This window comes from Massilia sp. R2A-15 (genome assembly GCF_030704305.1).
In the GTDB taxonomy this organism is placed as follows: Bacteria; Pseudomonadota; Gammaproteobacteria; order Burkholderiales; family Burkholderiaceae_D; genus JAFCUW01.
Window position 1 is genome coordinate 4,718,211 of sequence record NZ_CP131935.1, and the last position, 19,660, is coordinate 4,737,870.

Sequence of the window (19,660 nt, forward strand, 5' to 3'; positions counted from 1 at the left end):
GGGTGCGCCCCGCGATGCGTAATAATGGTATATTGCTGCGGTGCACAATATTGTCGGAGAGATAGATGGACACGCGAATTTTCCAGAATCCGCTCAGCGAATGGCTGCAGGAGCGCCAGGGCAAGCCGTCGCGTCCGGCGGTGCGGGTCAAGGAGCTTCAGGAGCGCGACCGGCATCGCATCCTCAAGCACTTCCTAGCGCTTGACGACAGTGACCGCTTACTCCGGTTCGGCACGGTGCTGCCGGACGAGCAGGTGACCGCGTACGTGAACAAGATCGATTTCGAACGCGACAAGGTGTACGGCGTGTACAACCAGGTGTTCAAGCTGGTCGCGGTGGGGCACCTGGCATTCGCGCCGAAGGAGCAGCTGACGTCGGCCAGCGCGGTCACGACCAAGGAGAATGTGGCCGAATTCGGCGTGTCGGTGTCGTCCAGCGCGCGCGGGCAGGGGATCGGCTCGAAGCTGTTCCAGCGCGCCGCCATCCACTGCCGCAACAACGACGTCGACACCTTGTACATGCAATGCCTGTCGTCGAACCAGACCATGATGCACATCGCGAAAAAGGCAGGCATGCAGATCAAGCGCGAGTACGGCGAGGCCGACGCCTACCTGCAGCTGCCGCCGCCCAGTCCCGGCACCGTGCTGCAGGAGGCGATCGAGGAGCAGGTCGCGACGATCGACTACACCTTCAAGGCCAACCGCCGCGCCGCGGTGAAATGGTTCGAGAGCTAGTTTGTCGCGCTTTTGATTGTCGTTCCAGCGAAGGCTGGAACCCATGCTGAGGTAGATCTGCCGCTCGATCAACGCTGGCTCGGTATAGGTTCCTGCCTGCGCAGGAACGACAAGCTTAAACCAGCGGCAGCGCCGTCGTGTCCTTGATCCGCTGCAGCGCGAAGCTCGACTTCACGTCCGCCACCGCCGGGTGAATCAGCAAGGTCTTCATCATGAAGCGCGAGAAGTGCTCCATGTCTTCCACGTGCACGCGCAGCAGGTAATCCATCTCGCCCGTCATTGCGTAGCAAGCCACCACCTCAGGCCAGTCCTCGACCGACTCGGCGAAGTCGGCGTGGGGCGAACTGGAGGTGCGCTTGGCGCCGGCCGCATTCGCCCCTTCGCTGTGCTTTTCCAGCCGCACGTTGACGTAGGCGAGCAGCCCGAGCCCGATCTGCCCGGGGTCGAGCAGCGCCACATACTGCCGGATCACGCCCGCTTCCTCGAGCCGTTTGATGCGCCGCAGGCAGGGCGACGGCGACAGGCTGACCGCGTCCGCGATGTCCTGGTTGGACGCCCGACCATCCGATTGCAAAATAGCAAGAATTTTGCGATCTGTTTTATCCAGCTCGATTTTTGACATATTTCCTCCGAATTCCGCCATTTTACGCAATTTTATTGCGCCTGGATGCCGGTGGAGGGAATCGTTTGGAATTAAATGCCCGGCCCTCCGCACTATACTGTGCGCTACAAAAATCCAGGAGACAGCCATGCAATTCCAGCCTTGGGACAACCCGATGGGCACCGACGGTTTCGAGTTTGTCGAGTACGCCGCGCCAGATCCAAAAGCGATGGGCGCGCTGTTCGAGCAGATGGGCTTCACCGCCATCGCGCGCCACCGCCACAAGGACGTGACCCTGTACCGCCAGGGCGAGATCAACTTCATCATCAACGCCGAGCCGGATTCGTTCGCGCAGCGCTTCGCGCGCCAGCACGGCCCGTCGGTGTGCGCCATCGCGATCCGCGTCGATGACGCCGCATTCGCCTACCGCCGCGCGCTCGAACTGGGCGCCTGGGGCTTCGACAACAAGAACGGCCCGATGGAACTGAACATCCCGGCCATCAAGGGCGTGGGCGACTCGCTGCTGTACTTCGTCGACCGCTGGCGCGGCAAGACCGCGGGCGCGCAGGCCGGCGCCATCGGCGACATCAGCATCTACGACGTTGACTTCGTCGCCATCCCGGGCGCCGATGCCAACCCGGTCGGCAACGGCCTGACCTACATCGACCACCTGACCCACAACGTGCACCGCGGCCGCATGAAGGAGTGGGCGGCGTTCTACGAGAACCTGTTCAACTTCCGCGAGATCCGCTACTTCGACATCGCCGGCAAGCACACCGGCCTGAAGTCGAAGGCGATGACCTCCCCGTGCGGGAAGATCCGCATCCCGATCAACGAATCGTCCGACGACAAGTCGCAGATCGCCGAATACCTCGACCAGTACCACGGCGAGGGCATCCAGCACATCGCGCTGGGCAGCAACGACATCTACAAGTCGATCCAGCAGATGCGCGACACCGGCATCGCCTTCCAGGACACCATCGAGACCTACTACGAGCTGGTGAACCGCCGCCTGCCGGCGCACGGCGAGAACCTGGACGAACTGCGCCGCCTGCGCATCCTGATCGACGGCCAGAGCAGCGAGACCGAGCGCGAACTGCTGCTGCAGATCTTCACGCAGAACGTGATCGGCCCGATCTTCTTCGAAATCATCCAGCGCAAGGGCGACCAGGGTTTCGGCGAAGGCAATTTCCGCGCGCTGTTCGAATCGATCGAACTCGATCAGATCCGGCGCGGCGTCCTGGAAGACAAGCCGGCAACGGCGTAAGTATCAGCACCAGCATCAGCATCACAGCATAGAGAACACGGAGACACCTGTATGAACGCACCACTAGACCGATCGCAGCTCGAGCCGCAGCCGTCGCACGAAATTTCGCTCGACGACAAATGGACGCTCGAACGCGGCCGCGCCTTCATGACCGGCACCCAGGCGCTGATCCGCCTGCCGATGATGCAGCGCGAGCGCGACCTGGCAGCGGGCCTGAACACCGCCGGCTACATCACCGGCTACCGCGGCTCGCCGGTCACCTCGGTCGACATGACGGCAATGAAGGCCAAGAAGCACCTCGAAGCGCACCATGTCCATTTCCACCCTGGCATGAACGAGGACCTGGCCGCGACCGCCGTGTGGGGCACCCAGCAGACCAATCTGTTCAAGGACGCCAAGTACGACGGCGTGTTCTCGATGTGGTACGGGAAGGGCCCGGGCGTGGACCGCTGCGGCGACGTCTTCAAGCACGCCAACGCGGCCGGCAGCTCGAAGTTCGGCGGCGTGGTGGTGCTGGCCGGCGACGACCATGCGGCCAAGTCGTCGTCGACCGCGCACCAGTCGGACCATATCCTCAACGCCTGCGGCATCCCGGTGCTGTATCCGTCGTCGGTGCAGGAATACATCGACTACGGCCTGCACGCATGGGCGATGAGCCGTTACAGCGGCCTGTGGGTGTCGATGAAGTGCGTCACCGACATCATCGAATCGGGAGCCGTGGTGGACTTCGATCCGGACCGCGTGCAGATCGTCACGCCGACCGACGTCGAGCTGCCGCCGGGCGGCCTGAATATCCGCTGGCCGGACGCCGTCCTGGACCAGGAAGTCCGGATGAACAACTACAAGTGGTACGCCGCGCTGGCCTATGCGCGCGCCAACAAGCTCAATAAGATCATCTGGGACAGCCCGAAGCCGAAGATCGGCATCATCACCGCCGGCAAGTCCTACCTGGACACGCGCCAGGCGCTGGCCGACCTGGGCATCGACGAGCAGGCAGCAAGCGACATCGGCATCCGCCTGTACAAGATCGGCATGACCTGGCCGCTCGAAGCGGACGGCGTGCACGAATTCGCCAAGGGCCTCGACGAGATCCTGGTGATCGAAGAGAAGCGCCAGATCCTCGAGTACGCGCTGAAGGAAGCGCTGTACAACCTGCCGGACGGCCAGCGTCCGCGCGTGGTCGGCAAGTTCGACGACACCGGCGAGTGGAACAACCACGGCAACACCGGCCACGGCGACTGGCTGCTGCCGGCGACCTATGAGCTGAACCCGGCGCTGATCGCGCGCGCGATTGCCAGCCGCATTTCGCACTACTGCGCCGGCCACCCGGTCGAGCAGCGCGTCAAGGAACGCATCGCCTTCCTCGAAGCGAAGGAGCTGGTGCTCAAGAACGTCAACGCCAAGCCGAATCCGGAAACCGACCGCACCCCGTTCTTCTGCTCGGGCTGCCCGCACAATTCCTCGACCAAGGTGCCGGAAGGCTCGCGCGCGCTGGCCGGCATCGGCTGCCATTACATGGTGCTGTGGATGGACCGCGAGACCTCGACATTCACCCACATGGGCGCCGAGGGCGTCACCTGGGTCGGCCAGGCGCCGTTCACCAACGAGAAGCACGTGTTCACCAACCTTGGCGACGGCACCTACTTCCACTCGGGGATCCTGGCGATCCGCGCGGCGGTTGCGGCCAAGGTCAACATCACCTACAAGATCCTGTTCAACGACGCTGTCGCGATGACCGGCGGCCAGGAGTTCGACGGTCCGCTCGATCCGGGCATGATCAGCCGCCAGATCGCGGCCGAAGGCGTGGGCCCGATCATCGTCGTCACCGACGAGCCGGAAAAGTACCCCGCCGACTACAAGTGGGCCGAAGGCGTCACCGTGCGCCATCGCAGCGAACTGATGGACGTGCAGCGCGAGCTGCGCGACTGCCCGGGCGTGTCCGCGATGATTTACGACCAGACCTGCGCCTCCGAGAAGCGCCGCCGCCGGAAGCGTGGCGAATACCCTGATCCGGCCAAGCGCGCCGTGATCAACGAAGCGGTCTGCGAAGGCTGCGGCGACTGCTCGGTGCAATCGAACTGCCTGTCGGTCGAGCCGCTCGAAACCGAGCTGGGTCGCAAGCGCCAGATCAACCAGTCGTCGTGCAACAAGGACTTCTCCTGCACCACCGGCTTCTGCCCGAGCTTCGTGACGGTGGAAGGCGGTGCGCTGAAAAAGCCGAAGAAAGCCGCGACCGCTGAAGCTACGCCGCCTGCTTTGCCTGTCCCAGCGCTGCCTGGCACCGCCGAGCCGTACGGCATCCTGATCACCGGCATCGGCGGCACCGGTGTCGTCACCGTCGGCCAGATCCTGGCGATGGCGGCGCACGTCGAAGGCAAGGGCGCGATCGTGCTCGACATGAGCGGACTGGCCCAGAAGGGCGGCCCGGTGATGTCGCACGTGCGCCTGGCCGATAATCAGGCCGACCTGCACTCGACGCGCGTGGGCACCGGAAGCGCCGACCTGGTAATCGGCTGCGACCTGATCGTCACGGCCAGCCGCGACGCGCTCTCGCGCATGGGCGAGGGCCGCACCTGGGCCGCGATCAATTCGACCGGCTCGTCGACGGCGGCGTTCGTCAAGAATCCGGACTGGCAGTTCCCGGGCGCGAGCTCGCAGGCCGAAATCGTCAAGGCATGCGGCAGCGAGCATGTCGATTTCGTCGACGCCGGCAAGATCGCGACTGCGCTGATGGGCGACTCGATCGCCACCAATATGTTCATGCTCGGCTACGCGTGGCAGAAGGGCCATGTGCCACTCTCCGAAGCGTCGATCATGAAGGCGATCGAATTGAACGGCGTGTCGGTTGGGTTCAACAAGTCCGCGTTCACGTGGGGCCGCACGGCGGCGCACGACCTGCCGTCGCTGGTGAAGATGACCACGCCGGCCCAGGTGATCGAATTCAAGCGCACGCAAACGCTGGACGACATCGTCAAGCGCCGCGTCGAGCTGCTGACCGCCTACCAGGACGCCGCTTACGCCGAACAGTACAAGGCGTTTGTCGACCAGGTGCGCGCCGAGGAAGCGAAGCTGGGCAAGGGCACGCGCCTGGCCGAAGCGGTCGCGCGCTATTACTACAAGCTGATGGCGTACAAGGACGAGTATGAAGTCGCGCGCCTGTACACCGACGGCGCCTTCAAGGAAAAAATCGCCGGCATGTTCGAAGGCGACATCACGCTCAAGTTCCACCTCGCGCCGCCGCTGTTCGCCAAGCACGACAAGCAGGGCCACCTGGTCAAGCAGGAATTCGGTCCGTGGATGATGAAGGCGTTCGGGCTGATGGCGAAGATGAAGGGCCTGCGCGGCGGGCCGCTCGACATCTTCGGCTACACCGCCGAGCGCCGCATGGAGCGCGCGCTGATCGGCGAATATCGCCAGACGGTGGGTGGCCTGCTGGGCAAGCTGAATGCGGACAACCTGTCGCAGGCAGTGGCGATCGCCAGCATCCCGGAGGACATCCGCGGTTACGGCCACGTGAAGGAGCGTCACTTGCGCGCGGCGAAATCGAAGGAAGCGGCGCTGATCGCGGCCTTCGATGCGCCGACGGTCAACGCGGCGTAAGTGCGTGAAAATGGGGGCAGGTCCGCAGGACCAGACCCCTTGCTGAGGATGGGGTCTGGTTCCGCGAACCTGACCCCATTTTTACATCAGTGACGCAGAGGTGCGCCTTTTGCGGCTGCCGCACCCTGTATCGGCCTGAACGCCGCCTCTGCCACGGCGGTATTGGTGTGCTGCTCGAAGCGAGCGATCTTGCCGTCGCGGACGGTGAAGATGTGCACCCACGGGCTATCGTAATCGACGCCGGTGGTTTTCACGTGCCAGCGCCCGGAGCCGATAACCACCACCTTGTCGCCTTCGGCGATGAAAGTCTCCGGCTCGAACTTGAGCGGTTCCATCGACTGGTCGAGCTTTGTGAAGAAATCACCGACCGCGGCGCGGCCGCTGTAGTTGCCGGCAAACGGAAGCGATTCGACTTCCGGTCCAACCCACTCGACATCATCCTTGCACAGTGCGAGGATACCCTTGATGTCTTTTTGCTTGTACAGCTGATAGGCCGACATGATCAGCTGTTTGGTGTCTTTGGTGTCCATGGCTAACTCCTTTTCAGAAATTTCGAGCGGTCAACTCGGTCACACTTCATGGTAGGTCGCCCTGACAGATTTGCAATGGCACGCTGAAACGAACGGCTATAATCTCCGCCCACATTCACTCTGCCGGAGTTCCACCGATGATCCGTTCCGCTTTGCTGCTTGCCCTGTCCGCCGCCATGCCGCTGTCGTACGCCGCTTCCGACCTCGCCACCGTCTCGGAACGCTCCGGCTTCCAGCGCACCGGCCGCTACGACGAAGTCATCAAGCTGTGCGGCGCGTTTCAGGCGTCCTGGCCGAAGCAGGTGAAATGCATCGACTTCGGCACCACGCCTGAAGGCCGCCCGATGAAGGCGCTGATCGTTACCCGAACCGGCGCGTTCACGCCGCAGGCCGCGAAGCAGCGCAGCCTGCCCGTGGTGCTGATCCAGGGCGGCATCCACGCCGGCGAGATCGACGGCAAGGACGCCGGCTTCCTCGCGCTGCGCGAGCTGCTCGAAAACCGCGTGGCGCCGGGTGCGCTCGACAAGCAGGTGCTGCTGTTCGTCCCCGTATTCAACGTCGATGGCCACGAGCGCTTCACGCCGAACAACCGCCCCAACCAGCGCGGCCCGGTGGAGATGGGCTGGCGCACCACGGCGCAGAACTTCAACCTCAACCGCGACTACGTGAAGGCCGACGCGCCCGAGATGCAGGCGATGCTGGCGCTGGTGAACGCCTGGGATCCGCTCGCCTATATCGACCTGCACGTGACCGACGGCGCCAAGTTCGAGCATGACGTATCGATCCAGGTCGAGCCGGTGTACTCGGGCGATCCCGAGTTCCGCAAGGCCGGCCTGGCGCTGCGCGGCAACGTCATCGCCGACATCACCAAGCAGGGCTCGATGCCGCAGTCGTACTACATGTCGTTTGTCGAAAACGATAACCCGGCCTCGGGCTTTGCCGACGGCGTGTCCGATCCGCGCTTCTCGACCGGCTACTTCCAGCTGCGTAACCGCCTGGCGATGCTGGTTGAGACGCATTCGTGGAAGGACTATCCGACCCGCGTGCGCATTACGCACAACGCGATCGTCTCTGTGCTGGACCAGGTGGCAAAGCACGGCGCCGAATGGCAGCAGGCCGCCGCCGATGCCGATGCGCGCGCGCTGAAGATTGCCGGCACGCCGGTGCCGCTGACGTGGAAGACGACGGACAAGTCGCACCTGGTCGACTTCAAGGGCTACGCCTACACGCGCACCCCGTCGGACGTGTCGGGCATCCTGATGACGCATTACGACGAAACCAAACCGCAAATCTGGACGGTGCCGCTGCGCGACGAAGTGCTTCCGGACCTCTCGGTGACCGCGCCGGGCGCAGGTTATATCGTTCCGGCGGCGTACGCGAAGATGGTCGCGGCCAAGCTGGCGCAACACGCCATCGCGTATCGCACGATCGGCGGCAACGGCAAGCTCGATGTCGAGTCCTTCCGCGCCGACAAGGCGACTTTCGCTCCCGGCTCGTTCGAATCGCACCAGCGGCTGGCGGTGCAGGGCGCGTGGAAGTCCGAGCCGCGCGCGATCGGGCCGGGCGCCCTGTTCGTGCCCGTCGCGCAGCCGAAGGCGCGCCTGGTGATGGCGCTGCTCGAACCGCAGGCGCCGGACTCACTGCTGGCGTGGGGCGCATTCAACAACGCGTTCGAGCGCAAGGAATACATGGAGGAGTACGTCGCCGAAGACGTGGCGCGCGAGCAGATGGCGGCCGATCCGGCGTTGGCGGAGCAGTTCAGGAAGATGGTGGAGACTGACCCGGTGTTTGCGAAGAACGCCCGCGCGCGCCTCGAGTTCTTCGCGCGCCGCCACGGCTCGTGGGACGAGCGCTTCAACCTCTATCCGGTGATGCGCACTAACGTCGCGCCGAAGTAAGCAGCTCCGGGGTCTGGTCCTGCGGACCTGCCCCCATCTTTCAATTTGCCGGCAACGACGACAGCAGCACCGTCGTGACCTTGCCGTCGGCTCCGACGTGCAGCTGGTACACGCGGTCGAATTCATCGTCCGCGATGTCCGTTCCCGGGACGCCCCCGAACATGCGCACCAGCGCCGGCACCGTGTTCGAATGCCCGACCACCAGCACCGCGCCGCCTTTCAACGCCTTCACCCTGGCGACCATCGCCTCGGGCTTGGACGGGTCGTAGGTCTGCACCTCGACGCCGGCGGCCTGCGCCATCGGCTGCGCGGTCTGGATGGTGCGCGTGGTCTGCGAACTGAACACCGCCTCGACGCCCGCCTTGCGCAGCATCGTAGCCACGTTCTGCGCGCGCGCTTTGCCTTGCGCCGTCAGCTCGGGATCCTTGCCCGCGGCCTGCTTCTCGCCGTGCCGCACCAGGTAGATCTGCGCCGGCTCGGCCAGCACCAGCATCGGCTGCGCCAGCGCAGCGGCCAGCAGCAAGTGCATGGCCATCCCTTTGTATAGATTGAAGTTTTTCACGCGCGCCCCTTGTGGATTGAACCCGGAAGTTTAGCGAAGACATAAGCCGGTGTCGATAAACGACGCGGTCAAACCCATAGCCGATACATCCAGAACGATTCGTCTTCGATAAAGCGCTGGGCAAACTCGGTAGGCGAGAAACCGGTGATCCGCTTGGCCATCCGGCTCATGTGCGCCTGATCGGCGAATCCTTCATCGAGCGCCAACGCGGCCCAGTCGAACGGCTGGCCCGTATCGTGACGATCGCGCGCGGCGAAGAACAGGCCCTCGGTCCGGACCAGGGACTGCCATTCGCGCAGCGACCTGCCGCTGAACGACTTGATGCGGCGCTCCACGTGCCGCGCACTGTGCACGCGCGCCCAGTCCTGCGCTTGCCACGCCAGGCGTTCGACCCAATTGCGTCCCAGCTGACGCAGGGATGCCTGCGCCGACTCGCGTCCTTGCAGCGCCTGCCAGCGCCGTCCGAGGTGAGTCTCCAGCACGGCCAGCACGTCATCATCTGCGCTCGCATGCAGGGCATCCCACAGCGGCGCAAATTCGTCGCCGATTACCTTGCCGGCCGGGACGAAGCGATCCTGGATGGCCGCCAGGTCCAGTCCGAACAACGCTTGCGCCGCGTCGGCATTGAAGCACGCCATGTAGCCGGCCCCTGTCGTGGGCGCCCAGCTGACGCACGGATGCGACTGGGTACCGGAAATGACCACCGGCGCGCCGAACGCCTGCCAGACATGACCATGCTCACCGCGCGCGATCAGGCCAACATCCAGGCCTCGATACCAGGAAATCGTCACCAGCGGCGAAGCGGGAAAATGCGAAAGGCGCTGGGCGCTGCTCAAGGGCAGCGTGCTCGTGTCGCGGCCGAGCAGCGCGACCAGCGCGCCTTGCAGCGACGGGGGCGGGAGGCGCAGCCATCCGGCCGATGCGGCGCCTTGGAGGTCTGCGCGGGGAGCGCGCTCGAACGGGTCGGGGCATGTAGGCATGGCGCCAAGTATAGCAACGGCGAGCCATCAACCGGCCATGTCGTTTCCGTTCAAGACGTGGTGGCGCGCGCCGTGGAGAATACGAAACATGAAACCTCTCACATCCACCCGTTGCCCCTTCCACGTCGCTCAAGATGAGACGCCTCGCCTGCACCCGCCGGGCAGCTGGCCGCCCGGGCCGCCCTCCGGCATCACGGGATGGGGCCTGCTGCGCCGCATGTCGGGTGACCTGCTCGGCACCTTCGACGAATGGCGCCGGCAATACGGCGACCTGGTGCATCTGCGGATCTGGCCCGAACATCAGATCGTGGTGACCGACCCGCAGCTTGTGCGCGAACTGCTGGTCAACCATCACGATGCCCTGATCCGCTGGGAGCGAGGCATCGAGGTGTTTTCGCAGCTGCACGGGAACAGCGTGCTGACTGCCGAAGGCGAACTGTGGCAAGCCAGGCGCCACGCGCTGCAGCCCAGCTTTTCTCCAAAGGGTGTGCAGCCGCTCGTGCCCGTCATTGCCGCCGCCGCGGCCAGGACGTTTTCGCAATGGCGTGCCGGGGACGAGGACTGGCCGATCGAGACCGCCTTCACCTCGCTCGGCATGGACATCATCTTGCGGATCGTGTTTTCCAGTGAGGCCGATGCCGACGCGCGCCTGGCCGAGCGGGCTGTGCACGACACCGCCGTTGCCGCGAATGCCGAAATGTACTGGCCTGCGAGCTGGCCAGACTGGATGCCGTGGAAGCGCGCCAAGCGCGAGGGCCTGCGGGTACTGGACCGCTTGATCGTTCGCCACATCGAGGCGCGGCTGGCGCTGGCGCGTGACGGCTGGCCTCAGGATGTGCTCAGCCGGCTGTTGGCGCTGCACCTCGAAGATCCAGCGGCGTGGCCCTTGAAGGCGGTGCGTGACGAATGCATGACGGCGTTCCTGGCGGGGCACGAAACGGCGGCCGCCAGCCTGACCTGGTGGGCGTGGTGCATGGCCGCCAACCCTTCGGCGCAGTCAGCTGCGCAACGGGAGGTCGACGCGGTGCTGCAAGGCCGCGCGCCCACAGCGCAGGATCTGTCCGCGCTCACCTATCTGACACAGACGCTGCACGAAACGCTGCGCCTGTATCCCGCCGCGCCGGTACTGCTGACACGACGGTGCGTTCGCCCCATCACATTGGGTGGATGGCAGCTGCCGGCGCGCACGATGTTTACCGTGCCGGTGCAGTTGATGCATCACGATGCGCGCTGGTTCCCGGAGCCGCATGCGTATCGCCCGGAGCGTTTTTCAGACGGTGCGCCGGCGATCCCGCGCGGCGCCTTCATGCCGCTTGGTACCGGCCCGCGCGTGTGCCTGGGCCAGCATCTGGCGATGGCCGAGATGACGATCGTTGCAGCCATGTTCTTGCAGCGATTTTCGGTGGGGGTACCTGCTGGCATGGCGGCGCCGAAGCCCGTATTTAATATCACCCTGCGTCCGGACCAGCCGCTTCGGCTGGCGCTGGCGCGCCGCTAGCGACGATCGCGAATCCGCAGCTCGCGGAAACCGGAGATGGCGTCCGGTTCGCGGCTGAATGCATGGTCGGGCAGGACCGCCAGCAGGACTTCGGCGGTGGTGCGCACGATGCAGCCGGCGGCGACGTGGCCGCCAATGACGCGGCCCTGCGCGTCCGAGACTGACATGTGAAGGTGCGCGCCGTCGGGCGCCAGCGAGCCGGCCAGCGTCAGTATTTCCAGGTCGCCGCGCAGCTCGGTCGCTTGGTCGGCGCCGGCAAAGCGCAGCTGCGCGACGCTCAAACTGCCGATGCCTTGCAGGACGAAGGCCGCGGCGTTACCGGCCATCTGCGCTTCCAGTGCGGCGCGCAGGTCTTCACCAGGCAGGAGCCGCAGCGGCAGCGCTTGCATCAGTCGGCCGGCTGGATCGAGAACACGCCCGGCGCCGGCGTCGAGCACGGCTCTTCGTCGAACGCGATATCGCCCATCGGGTTGGCCACGCCATCGGTCTTGAGATCGGTGAAGCCGAACAGGCCGCGGTCCATCAGGTGCGACGGCACCACCGTCGACAGCGACGAGAAGATGCTCTCGACGCGGCCCGGATACTTCTTCTCCCACTCGCGCATCAGGCCCTTGATCTGCTTGCGCTGCAGGTTCTCCTGCGATCCGCACAGGTCGCACGGGATGATCGGGAACTGTTTCACTTCCGCGTAGCGGGTCGAATCCTCTTCCTTCACATACGCCATCGGGCGGATCACCATGTGCTTGCCGTCGTCGGACACCAGCTTGGCCGGCATGCCCTTGAGCTTCCCGCCGAAGAACATATTCAGGAAGAAGGTCTCGAGGATGTCGTCGCGGTGGTGGCCCAGCGCGATCTTGTTGCAACCCAGTTCATCGGCCACGCGGTACAGGATGCCGCGGCGCAGGCGCGAACACAGCGAACAGGTGGTCTTCCCTTCCGGGATCAGGCGCTTGACGATGCTGTAGGTATCCTGGTTCTCGATGTGGAACGGCACGCCCAGCTTCGTCAGATACGCAGGCAGGATATCGGGCGGGAAGTTCGGCTGCTTCTGGTCCAGGTTCACCGCGACGATGTCGAACGTGATCGGCGCGCGCTCGCGCAGCGTCATCAGGATGTCGAGCAGGGCGTAGCTGTCCTTGCCGCCCGACAGGCACACCATCACCTTGTCGCCGTCCTCGATCATGTTGAAGTCGCCGATCGCCTGGCCCACCAAGCGGCACAGGCGCTTGTGCAGCTTGTTGTTCTCGTACGCTTCCTTGTCGCTGGCCGCCTTTGGCTCCATCAGTGCTGCTGCGCTGCTCATGCTTCATCCTTGATATGGAAAACTTCAACGCCGACGCCTTCGCAGTCGGGATACACGTCCGGCTTCATCGTCGATACGCGCACCGCGCGCACCCGCGGATGCGCCAGCATCGCGCGCGCGACGTCGTCGACCAGCGTCTCCTGCAGGTGCACGTGGCCCTGCGCCATGCGCCGCGCGACGGTCTCGCGCATGAAGTCGTAGTCCACCACTTCTTCCAGGTGGTCTTCCTTCGGCGTGGACTGCGCCAGCGGGATGTACAGGTCGACGTTGATCAGCACGCGCTGCTCGCCGCGCTTTTCGAAGTCGTGGACGCCGATGTTGATCATGACTTCGTAATTGCGCAGGAACAGCCGGCGGCAATCGGCGAGTCTCGGGTGGGTCAGTGCGGACAGCATGGTAAGCCTTATTTGGTGAGGAACATCACGTCGCGCGGCAGCGGCATCAGGTGCTGGCCGCCGTCGACGAGTAGGGTGGTGCCGGTGATCGCGCGCGCCTGCGCCAGGTAGCAGACCGCGTCGGCCACATCCTGCGGCAGGCTCGATCGGCCAAGCGGCGTGGCCTGGTGCGCGCTGGCGAAGCCGGCCTCGGTCTGGTCGCCCGAGACCATGGTGATGCCGGGCGCCACGCCGACCACGCGCACCGCCGGCGCCAGCGCCTGCGCGAGCATCGTGGTGGCCGTCTGCAGCGCGGCCTTCGACAGCGTGTACGACAAAAAATCGGGATTCAGGTTGGCCAGTTTCTGGTCCAGCAGGTTGATGACGACGCCTTGTTCGCCGCTTGGCGTCGCCGCGTGCAGCGCCTGCGCCAGCAGGATGGGGGCGGCCACGTTGGCCTGCATGTGCGTCGCCAGCAGCGCCGGCGAGAAATCGGCGGCGCTGTCGTATTCGAACAACGATGCATTGTTGACCACGCAGCCGATCGGCCCGAGCGCGTCGATCGCGCGCGCCAGCAGGCCGCGCACCGCGCCTTCGTCGGCCAGGTCGCATTCGAGCAGCGCGGCGCGCCGGCCCAGCGCGCGCACGGAGGCGGCGGTTTCTTCGGCCTCGGCACGCGAACTGCGGAAGTGGATCGCCACGTCCCAGCCGGCCTGCGCCAGCCCGAGCGCGATCGCGCGCCCGATGCGCCTGCCCGCGCCCGTGACGAGGGCCGCCTTGTGCTGTCCGTTTGCCGGTGAATTTGTCATGTCGATAAATTATGCAAAAAACTGCATAAATTGTTAGTGTGTGCCGTTGTCGCTACAATGCCATCATGTCCCTACCCGAACCCGATAGCGACGCGCTGGCCGCGTCCCACGCCTTGCAGCAGCTGATCGCCGGCGAGATTGCGCAGCAATCCGGCGCCATCACGTTTGCCCGATTCATGGAACTGGCGCTGTATGCGCCGCGGCTTGGCTACTACAGCGGCGGCGCCGCAAAATTGGGCAGGGACGGCGATTTTACAACGGCGCCCGAGATCAGCGCGCTGTTCGGCGCCACCGTGGCCCGCGCCGCAGCCTCTATTATCGCCCAAAGCGCGCCGAATATCCTCGAATTCGGCGCCGGCACCGGCAAACTGGCGCGCGATGTGCTCACCGCGCTGGCCGAAGACGGCGTCCACGTCGACAGCTACGCCATCGTCGAACTGTCCGGCGAACTGCGCGCGCGCCAGCAGGAGGCGCTCAAGGACTTCCCGCAGGTGCGCTGGCTCGATGGCTTCCCCGACACCTTCAGCGGGGTCGTGCTGGGCAACGAGGTGCTCGATGCGATGCCGGTCGAACTGGTCACCAAGACGCCGGAAGGCTGGCGCCAGGTGATGGTTACCATCGAAAACGGCCGCTTCGCCTTCGCCGACCGCGCGCCCGACGCGGCGCTGGCCGCGCACATCGAGCGCCAGGTCCCGGACGCCGCGCATCTCGACATCGGCTACCTGACCGAGGTGCACCCGGTGGCCACCGGCTTCATGGCCACGCTCGCGCACATGATGCAGTCGGGCGCCGCGATCCTGTTCGACTACGGCTTTCCGGGCCACGAATATTATGTGGACGACCGCAGCGCCGGCACCCTGATGTGCCACTACCGCCATCACGCCCATCCCGACCCGTTCTACCTGCCCGGCCTGCAGGACATCACGGCGCACGTCGATTTCACCGCGATGGCGGTGGCAGCGCAGGACGCCGGCATGGAGGTGCTGGGCTACATGAGCCAGGCCGCGTTCCTTCTGGGCGCCGGCATCAGCGAGCTGCTGCTGCGCACCGACCCGGCCGACGCGATGCGCTACCTGCCGCAGGCGAACGCGGTGCAGAAGCTGGTGTCGCCGGCCGAAATGGGCGAATTGTTCAAGGTGCTGGTGGTCGGCAAGGGCGTCGCGCTGCCGGACCGGATCGCCGAAACCGACCGCAGCCACCGCCTGTAAGCCTTCATGGCCAAGATCCATACCCATTACGACAACCTGAAAGTGGCGCGCATGGCGCCCCAGGAAGTCATTCGCGCCGCCTACAAGGTGCTGACCCAGAAGTACCATCCCGACAAGAACCCGGGCGACGAGAAGGCCGCGCGCATCATGGCCATCGTGAACACCGCCTACGGCATCCTGTCCGACCCGGCGCGGCGCAAGGAGCACGACGACTGGATCGCGGCCGAGGAAATGGAAATCGCCTGGATCGAGAGCGCTCACGCCGACGCCCCCGGCGCGTGGGAGCCGCGCACGGTGGAGGCAGCGCCGCCGTACCGCGTGATGCGCGATCCCAGACTGTGGCTGGCGCTGATCGCCTGCTTCGGCGCCGGCTGCGCCGCCGGCTTGCTGCTGGTGGAACAGCCCAAGGTGCTGCCGGTGGCGCTGGCGTCGGTGCTGAACGGCGCCGCGCCGCTTCAGCCGGCCGCCGACGCGCTGGCGCCGAAGCCGCAGCTGGCGGAAGCGGCCGCGTTGCGTCCCTCGGGCCTCAAGGCGCTTGCCGTCACCCAGCTGGCGGTGCCGGCCCACGCCCCCGACTGCGATTCCGAACTGCGCGCGCAGGTGGCGCCGAACGGCGAGCCCTGGCCCGCGTCCTCCGGCTACGTCGACGGCTACCCGGTGGCCAATCCGGGAGAGGAGATGCAGGTCATGGTGGACAATTCGGCCAATGCGGCGGCGGTGTTCGTCAAGCTGTACGACCTGGATCGCCGCGCCAACGTGCGCCACGCCTATGTGCTGCCGCACGAGTCGCTGTCGATCGACAAGCTGGCCGCCGGCCGCTACGAAGTGCGCTACCAGGACGTCCTCGAGGCCGGCGCGAAGACCGGCTGCGCGGAGCAGCTGAAGCAGGCCGCCGCCGCGCCCTGAGGCGCGCTCGCTACCGAATCGCTGGACGGGCGCCGCCGTTTAGTGATAATTTGGACATCGAAACGATGCCGGGGAGCGAAGCATGGACGATGACCTTGACGACGACTGGCTGATCGACGACATCGACGCCGGCGAGGACGCGGGCCTGGCGCCGGCCGCCCAGCGCCCGTGGCGCGTGCTGATCGTCGACGACGACGCCGACGTGCACGCGGTCACCCGGCTGGCGCTGCGCAACGTCAGTTTCAAGGAGCGCGAACTCGAACTGTTCTCCGCCTACAGCGGCGCCGACGGCCTGCGCGTGCTGCGCGAGACGCCCGACATCGCGCTGGTGCTGCTCGACGTGGTGATGGAAACCGAGGACGCCGGCCTGGTGCTGGCGCGCCGCATCCGCGAGGAGCTGGGCAACCACACCGTGCGCGTGGTGCTGCGCACCGGCCAGCCGGGGCAGGCGCCGGAGCAGCGCGTGATCATCGACTACGACATCAACGACTACAAGGCCAAGACCGAGCTGACCACGCAGCGTCTGTTCACCGCGGTCATCTCGGCCCTGCGCGCCTACGAAACCCTGACCATGCTCGAACGCAGCCGCGCCGGGCTGGCCAAGATCCTGGCCGGCGCCACCAACCTGTACCAGGCCGGCTCGCTGCGCGAATTCGCCTCCGGGGTGCTGGGCCAGGTCAGCGCGGTGCTCGACATCGGCGCCGACGGCATGCTGTGCGTGATGGAGGCGGCGCCCGGCTTTGACCCCGCGGTGCTGGCAGCCACCGGCGCCTGGGCCGCGCTGGCCGGCGTGCCGCAGCTGCCGCCCGATCACCCGCTGCGTCCGGCCATCGATCGCGCGCTGCGCGGGGAAGCCGGCGCGGACGAACAGCGGGCCACTGTGCTGCCGATCCACACCCGCCAGCAGCGGCGCCTGTGCATCGCGGTCAGCCCGCCGCTGCCGCGCGCGCCGATCCAGAGCGACCTGCTCGAGCTGTTCTGCCAGCGCATCGGCTCGGCTTTCGACAACCAGTACCTGTTCGACCAGGTGCGCCAGACCCAGGAATCGACCGTCGCGGTGCTGGCCGAAGTGGCCGAATACCGCCATCCCGGCGCGCTGGAACACGTCGGCCGGGTCAGCGGCCTGTCGGCGCGCATCGCCGCGCGCATGCTCGAACGCGGCGCCAGGGATCCGGAACTGACGTCCGAGCTGGTGGCCCTGATCGGCCTGGCCAGCGTGCTGCACGACGTGGGCATGATGGCAGCCTTCGATCCGCCCGACGAGCCGGACCAGCTCACGCCCGAGCAGCGCGTGGCGATGCAGCGCCACACCGAGATCGGCCGCTCGGTGCTGGAGCGCGCCGCGGCGCGGGTCGGCGGCGCCAGCTACCTGGCCTATGGCGCGCTGGTGGCCGGATCGCACCACGAGCGCTGGGACGGCGGCGGCTACCCGCGCGGCCTGAAGGGCGCCGAGATTCCCCTGTGCGCGCGGATCGTCGCCGCGGCCGACGTGTACGACGCGCTGGTCCACGACCGCAGCTACAAGCAGGCCTGGAGCACGGCCGACGCGCTGGCCTATTTCCGCGAACAGAGCGGGCGCCACTTCGATCCGGAGGTGGCGGCCGCCCTGATCGAAGTGGCAAGCGAGGAGCCGCCGATTTAACTATTTCCCGTTCCTGCCGTTATATACTCTTTGCGGGAAATCGCCGCGATGCGCTCGTGGTGGGCATGGCATGGGCAAGCCGGCGCGCAGGGTATGACAGGAAGACAACAGATGAATGAACTAAACGGACTCTCGGCGCTGATCATCGAACCGCATGCTGGCATGCGCGCGAGCATCCACAACATGCTGGGCCTGTGCGGCCTGACCAGGATCGACCACGCCGGCAGTGCGAACAACGCGATCAAGCACCTGGGCCTGAAGAGTTTCGACCTGATCCTGTGCGAGTACGACCTCGAGGGCGGCCAGGACGGCCAGCAGCTGCTCGAAGACCTGCGCCACCATAAGCTGATCACGCTGTCGACCATGTTCTTCATGGTCACCGCCGAGGGCAACTACGGCAAGGTGGTCAGCGCGGCCGAACTGGCGCCGACCGACTACATCCTCAAGCCGTTCACCGCCGACCGCCTGCTTGAGCGCATCGGCCGCGCGCTGGAAAAGCGCAACGTGTTCATGCCGGTGTACCAGTTCATGGAGGCGGGCAACCAGCGCGACGCGATCGCCGCCTGCATCGAGGGCATGAAGGCGCATCCGCGTTACGCGATCGACTTCATGCGCCTGCGCGCCGAGCTGCACATGTTCCTGGGCGAGCCGGCCGAAGCGGAGCCGATCTACAAGCAGCTGTTCGAAGCGAAGGCGATCGCCTGGGCCAGGCTGGGACTGGCCAAGACGCTGTTCATGCGCGAGCGCTACGACGAAGCGCGCGAGATGCTCGAGGAGCTGGTCGACACCAACAAGAAGTTCGTCGATGCCTACGACTGGCTCGCCCGCACCCACGCCGCGGCCGGCGCGCTCGACAAGTCGCAGGCGGTGCTGGCCGAGGCGGTGGCGGTGTCGCCGCATGCGGTGCGGCGCCTGCGCAAGCTGGGCGAAGTGGCGCTCGAATCGGGCGACACCGACACCGCCGAGAAGGTGCTCAAGCAGGTGATCAGCAAGGCCAAGTACTCCGAGTTCCGCGATCCGGAAGACCATGTGAAGCTGGTGCAGACGCTGGTGCGCAAGGGCGACCCGGTGCAGGCGGCGGCGGTGATCCGCGACCTCGACAAGACCATGGGTGGCCAGAAAAACACCGTCGTATGCAGCGCGATCTCCTCGGCGATGGTGCACGAATACACCGGCAACGAAGTGCGCCTGGCCGAATCGCTGACCGCCGCGCTGGCCGGCGCCAGGGACGCGGCGGGACTGTCGGCCGATGTCAAGATGGAACTGGCGCGCAACTGCCTGCAGAACAACATGGAGGAAGGCGCCGCCGAGGTGATGGGCGACGTGATGCGCAATGCCTCGAACAACGCGGCGATGGCCAAGGCGATGGAGGTGTTCCAGAAAGCCGGGCGCGGCGACCTGGCCGCCAGCGTCGCGCAGCAAAGCCGCCAGCAGGTGGTCGACCTGGTGGCCGCCGGCGCCAACAAGGCCAAGGAAGGCGACTACAAGGGCGCGGTGGCCCTGATGACCGAGGCGGTCGCCAAGCTGCCGGACAATCCGCAGGTGGCCTTCAACGCCGCCGTCGCGGTGCTCAAGTGCCTCGAAAACCTGGGCTGGGACGCGCGCCTGGGCCAGTACGCCCTGACCCTGATCGACAACGTGCGCCGGCTCGACCCGGTCAACCCGAAGCTGCCGGCGCTGGCCGGGCTGCACCAGCAGATCTTGAAAAAATACGACAAGGCCGGCGCCAGGAAGGCCTGACGCGGCCA

17 protein-coding genes are annotated in these 19,660 nt (G+C 65.9%); 9 read left to right on the plus strand and 8 right to left on the minus strand.

Translation table 11 applies throughout. The features are described from left to right. Positions 1–65 precede the first annotated feature (65 nt). On the plus strand, positions 66–734 hold the full coding sequence (locus Q4S45_RS21835; RefSeq protein ID WP_305507539.1) for a GNAT family N-acetyltransferase: 669 nt from the start codon (positions 66–68) through the stop codon (positions 732–734). 115 nt (positions 735–849) lie between these two features. Here Q4S45_RS21835 and Q4S45_RS21840 read toward each other — a convergent pair whose 3' ends face one another. Further along, complete coding sequence (locus Q4S45_RS21840; protein WP_305507540.1) at positions 850–1,356, minus strand: Lrp/AsnC family transcriptional regulator; 507 nt, start codon at positions 1,354–1,356, stop codon at positions 850–852. A 127-nt stretch (positions 1,357–1,483) separates the two neighbouring features. On the opposite strand from Q4S45_RS21840, the gene hppD reads away from it, so the two are divergent. Continuing rightward, on the plus strand, positions 1,484–2,602 hold the full coding sequence (gene hppD / locus Q4S45_RS21845; protein ID WP_305507541.1) for a 4-hydroxyphenylpyruvate dioxygenase: 1,119 nt from the start codon (positions 1,484–1,486) through the stop codon (positions 2,600–2,602). Between the two features lie 51 nt (positions 2,603–2,653). Beyond that, positions 2,654–6,202: an indolepyruvate ferredoxin oxidoreductase family protein gene (locus Q4S45_RS21850; RefSeq protein ID WP_305507542.1), complete on the plus strand. Its 3,549-nt coding sequence runs from the start codon at positions 2,654–2,656 to the stop codon at positions 6,200–6,202. Positions 6,203–6,288: 86 nt separating this feature from the next. Here Q4S45_RS21850 and Q4S45_RS21855 read toward each other — a convergent pair whose 3' ends face one another. Beyond that, positions 6,289–6,732: a nuclear transport factor 2 family protein gene (locus tag Q4S45_RS21855; RefSeq protein ID WP_305507543.1), complete on the minus strand. Its 444-nt coding sequence runs from the start codon at positions 6,730–6,732 to the stop codon at positions 6,289–6,291. Positions 6,733–6,869: 137 nt separating this feature from the next. Here Q4S45_RS21855 and Q4S45_RS21860 point away from each other — a divergent pair, with 137 nt between their 5' ends. Beyond that, positions 6,870–8,630 (plus strand): M14 family metallopeptidase, encoded by a 1,761-nt coding sequence (locus Q4S45_RS21860; protein ID WP_305507545.1) that lies wholly within the window; start codon positions 6,870–6,872, stop codon positions 8,628–8,630. Between the two features lie 40 nt (positions 8,631–8,670). On the opposite strand, the gene Q4S45_RS21865 is transcribed toward Q4S45_RS21860, so the two are convergent. Together Q4S45_RS21865 and Q4S45_RS21870 are read right to left on the minus strand one after the other, a co-directional pair. Then, on the minus strand, positions 8,671–9,192 hold the full coding sequence (locus tag Q4S45_RS21865; RefSeq protein WP_305507547.1) for a phosphoglycerate mutase family protein: 522 nt from the start codon (positions 9,190–9,192) through the stop codon (positions 8,671–8,673). 68 nt (positions 9,193–9,260) lie between these two features. Beyond that, positions 9,261–10,172, minus strand: coding sequence for an AraC family transcriptional regulator (locus Q4S45_RS21870; RefSeq protein WP_305507548.1), 912 nt, complete (start codon positions 10,170–10,172; stop codon positions 9,261–9,263). A gap of 88 nt (positions 10,173–10,260) precedes the next feature. Here Q4S45_RS21870 and Q4S45_RS21875 point away from each other — a divergent pair, with 88 nt between their 5' ends. Further along, positions 10,261–11,670, plus strand: a complete 1,410-nt coding sequence (locus Q4S45_RS21875; RefSeq protein ID WP_305507550.1) for a cytochrome P450 — start codon at positions 10,261–10,263, stop codon at positions 11,668–11,670. Here the strand turns inward: Q4S45_RS21875 and Q4S45_RS21880 are convergent. The 4 genes from Q4S45_RS21880 to Q4S45_RS21895 are packed head-to-tail and all read right to left on the minus strand — an operon-like array spanning position 11,667 to position 14,156. After that, complete coding sequence (locus Q4S45_RS21880) at positions 11,667–12,059, minus strand: PPC domain-containing DNA-binding protein (RefSeq protein WP_305507551.1); 393 nt, start codon at positions 12,057–12,059, stop codon at positions 11,667–11,669. The genes Q4S45_RS21875 and Q4S45_RS21880 overlap by 4 nt on opposite strands. Continuing rightward, positions 12,059–12,973: a tRNA 2-thiocytidine(32) synthetase TtcA gene (ttcA, locus tag Q4S45_RS21885; protein WP_305507553.1), complete on the minus strand. Its 915-nt coding sequence runs from the start codon at positions 12,971–12,973 to the stop codon at positions 12,059–12,061. The genes Q4S45_RS21880 and ttcA overlap by 1 nt, the downstream gene beginning before the upstream one ends. Next, entirely contained in the window at positions 12,970–13,368 is a 399-nt protein-coding gene (locus tag Q4S45_RS21890; protein ID WP_305507554.1) for a dihydroneopterin aldolase, read from the minus strand. Before Q4S45_RS21890 ends, ttcA begins: the two co-directional genes overlap by 4 nt. A gap of 8 nt (positions 13,369–13,376) precedes the next feature. Then, entirely contained in the window at positions 13,377–14,156 is a 780-nt protein-coding gene (locus tag Q4S45_RS21895) for an SDR family oxidoreductase (protein WP_305507556.1), read from the minus strand. 65 nt (positions 14,157–14,221) lie between these two features. On the opposite strand from Q4S45_RS21895, the gene Q4S45_RS21900 reads away from it, so the two are divergent. The 4 genes from Q4S45_RS21900 (at position 14,222) to Q4S45_RS21915 (ending at position 19,652) form a co-directional block, all read left to right on the plus strand. Next, a complete protein-coding gene (locus Q4S45_RS21900) occupies positions 14,222–15,364 on the plus strand; it encodes a class I SAM-dependent methyltransferase (protein WP_305507558.1) in 1,143 nt (380 codons plus the stop codon). Between the two features lie 6 nt (positions 15,365–15,370). Then, positions 15,371–16,270, plus strand: coding sequence for a J domain-containing protein (locus tag Q4S45_RS21905; protein WP_305507560.1), 900 nt, complete (start codon positions 15,371–15,373; stop codon positions 16,268–16,270). A gap of 82 nt (positions 16,271–16,352) precedes the next feature. After that, complete coding sequence (locus Q4S45_RS21910) at positions 16,353–17,912, plus strand: response regulator (RefSeq protein WP_305507562.1); 1,560 nt, start codon at positions 16,353–16,355, stop codon at positions 17,910–17,912. 111 nt (positions 17,913–18,023) lie between these two features. After that, entirely contained in the window at positions 18,024–19,652 is a 1,629-nt protein-coding gene (locus Q4S45_RS21915; RefSeq protein ID WP_305507564.1) for a tetratricopeptide repeat protein, read from the plus strand. The last annotated feature ends 8 nt before the right edge of the window (positions 19,653–19,660 follow it).

Excerpts from the sequence above, each read along its gene's own strand:
- Q4S45_RS21835 (WP_305507539.1), top strand. The coding sequence starts at position 66 with ATGGACACGCGAATTTTCCAGAATCCGCTCAGCGAATGGCTGCAGGAG.
- Q4S45_RS21840 (WP_305507540.1), bottom strand. The coding sequence starts at position 1,356 with ATGTCAAAAATCGAGCTGGATAAAACAGATCGCAAAATTCTTGCTATT.
- hppD (WP_305507541.1), top strand. The coding sequence starts at position 1,484 with ATGCAATTCCAGCCTTGGGACAACCCGATGGGCACCGACGGTTTCGAG.
- Q4S45_RS21850 (WP_305507542.1), top strand. The coding sequence starts at position 2,654 with ATGAACGCACCACTAGACCGATCGCAGCTCGAGCCGCAGCCGTCGCAC.
- Q4S45_RS21855 (WP_305507543.1), bottom strand. The coding sequence starts at position 6,732 with ATGGACACCAAAGACACCAAACAGCTGATCATGTCGGCCTATCAGCTG.
- Q4S45_RS21860 (WP_305507545.1), top strand. The coding sequence starts at position 6,870 with ATGATCCGTTCCGCTTTGCTGCTTGCCCTGTCCGCCGCCATGCCGCTG.
- Q4S45_RS21870 (WP_305507548.1), bottom strand. The coding sequence starts at position 10,172 with ATGCCTACATGCCCCGACCCGTTCGAGCGCGCTCCCCGCGCAGACCTC.
- Q4S45_RS21875 (WP_305507550.1), top strand. The coding sequence starts at position 10,261 with ATGAAACCTCTCACATCCACCCGTTGCCCCTTCCACGTCGCTCAAGAT.
- Q4S45_RS21880 (WP_305507551.1), bottom strand. The coding sequence starts at position 12,059 with ATGCAAGCGCTGCCGCTGCGGCTCCTGCCTGGTGAAGACCTGCGCGCC.
- ttcA (WP_305507553.1), bottom strand. The coding sequence starts at position 12,973 with ATGAGCAGCGCAGCAGCACTGATGGAGCCAAAGGCGGCCAGCGACAAG.
- Q4S45_RS21890 (WP_305507554.1), bottom strand. The coding sequence starts at position 13,368 with ATGCTGTCCGCACTGACCCACCCGAGACTCGCCGATTGCCGCCGGCTG.
- Q4S45_RS21895 (WP_305507556.1), bottom strand. The coding sequence starts at position 14,156 with ATGACAAATTCACCGGCAAACGGACAGCACAAGGCGGCCCTCGTCACG.
- Q4S45_RS21900 (WP_305507558.1), top strand. The coding sequence starts at position 14,222 with ATGTCCCTACCCGAACCCGATAGCGACGCGCTGGCCGCGTCCCACGCC.
- Q4S45_RS21905 (WP_305507560.1), top strand. The coding sequence starts at position 15,371 with ATGGCCAAGATCCATACCCATTACGACAACCTGAAAGTGGCGCGCATG.
- Q4S45_RS21910 (WP_305507562.1), top strand. The coding sequence starts at position 16,353 with ATGGACGATGACCTTGACGACGACTGGCTGATCGACGACATCGACGCC.
- Q4S45_RS21915 (WP_305507564.1), top strand. The coding sequence starts at position 18,024 with ATGAATGAACTAAACGGACTCTCGGCGCTGATCATCGAACCGCATGCT.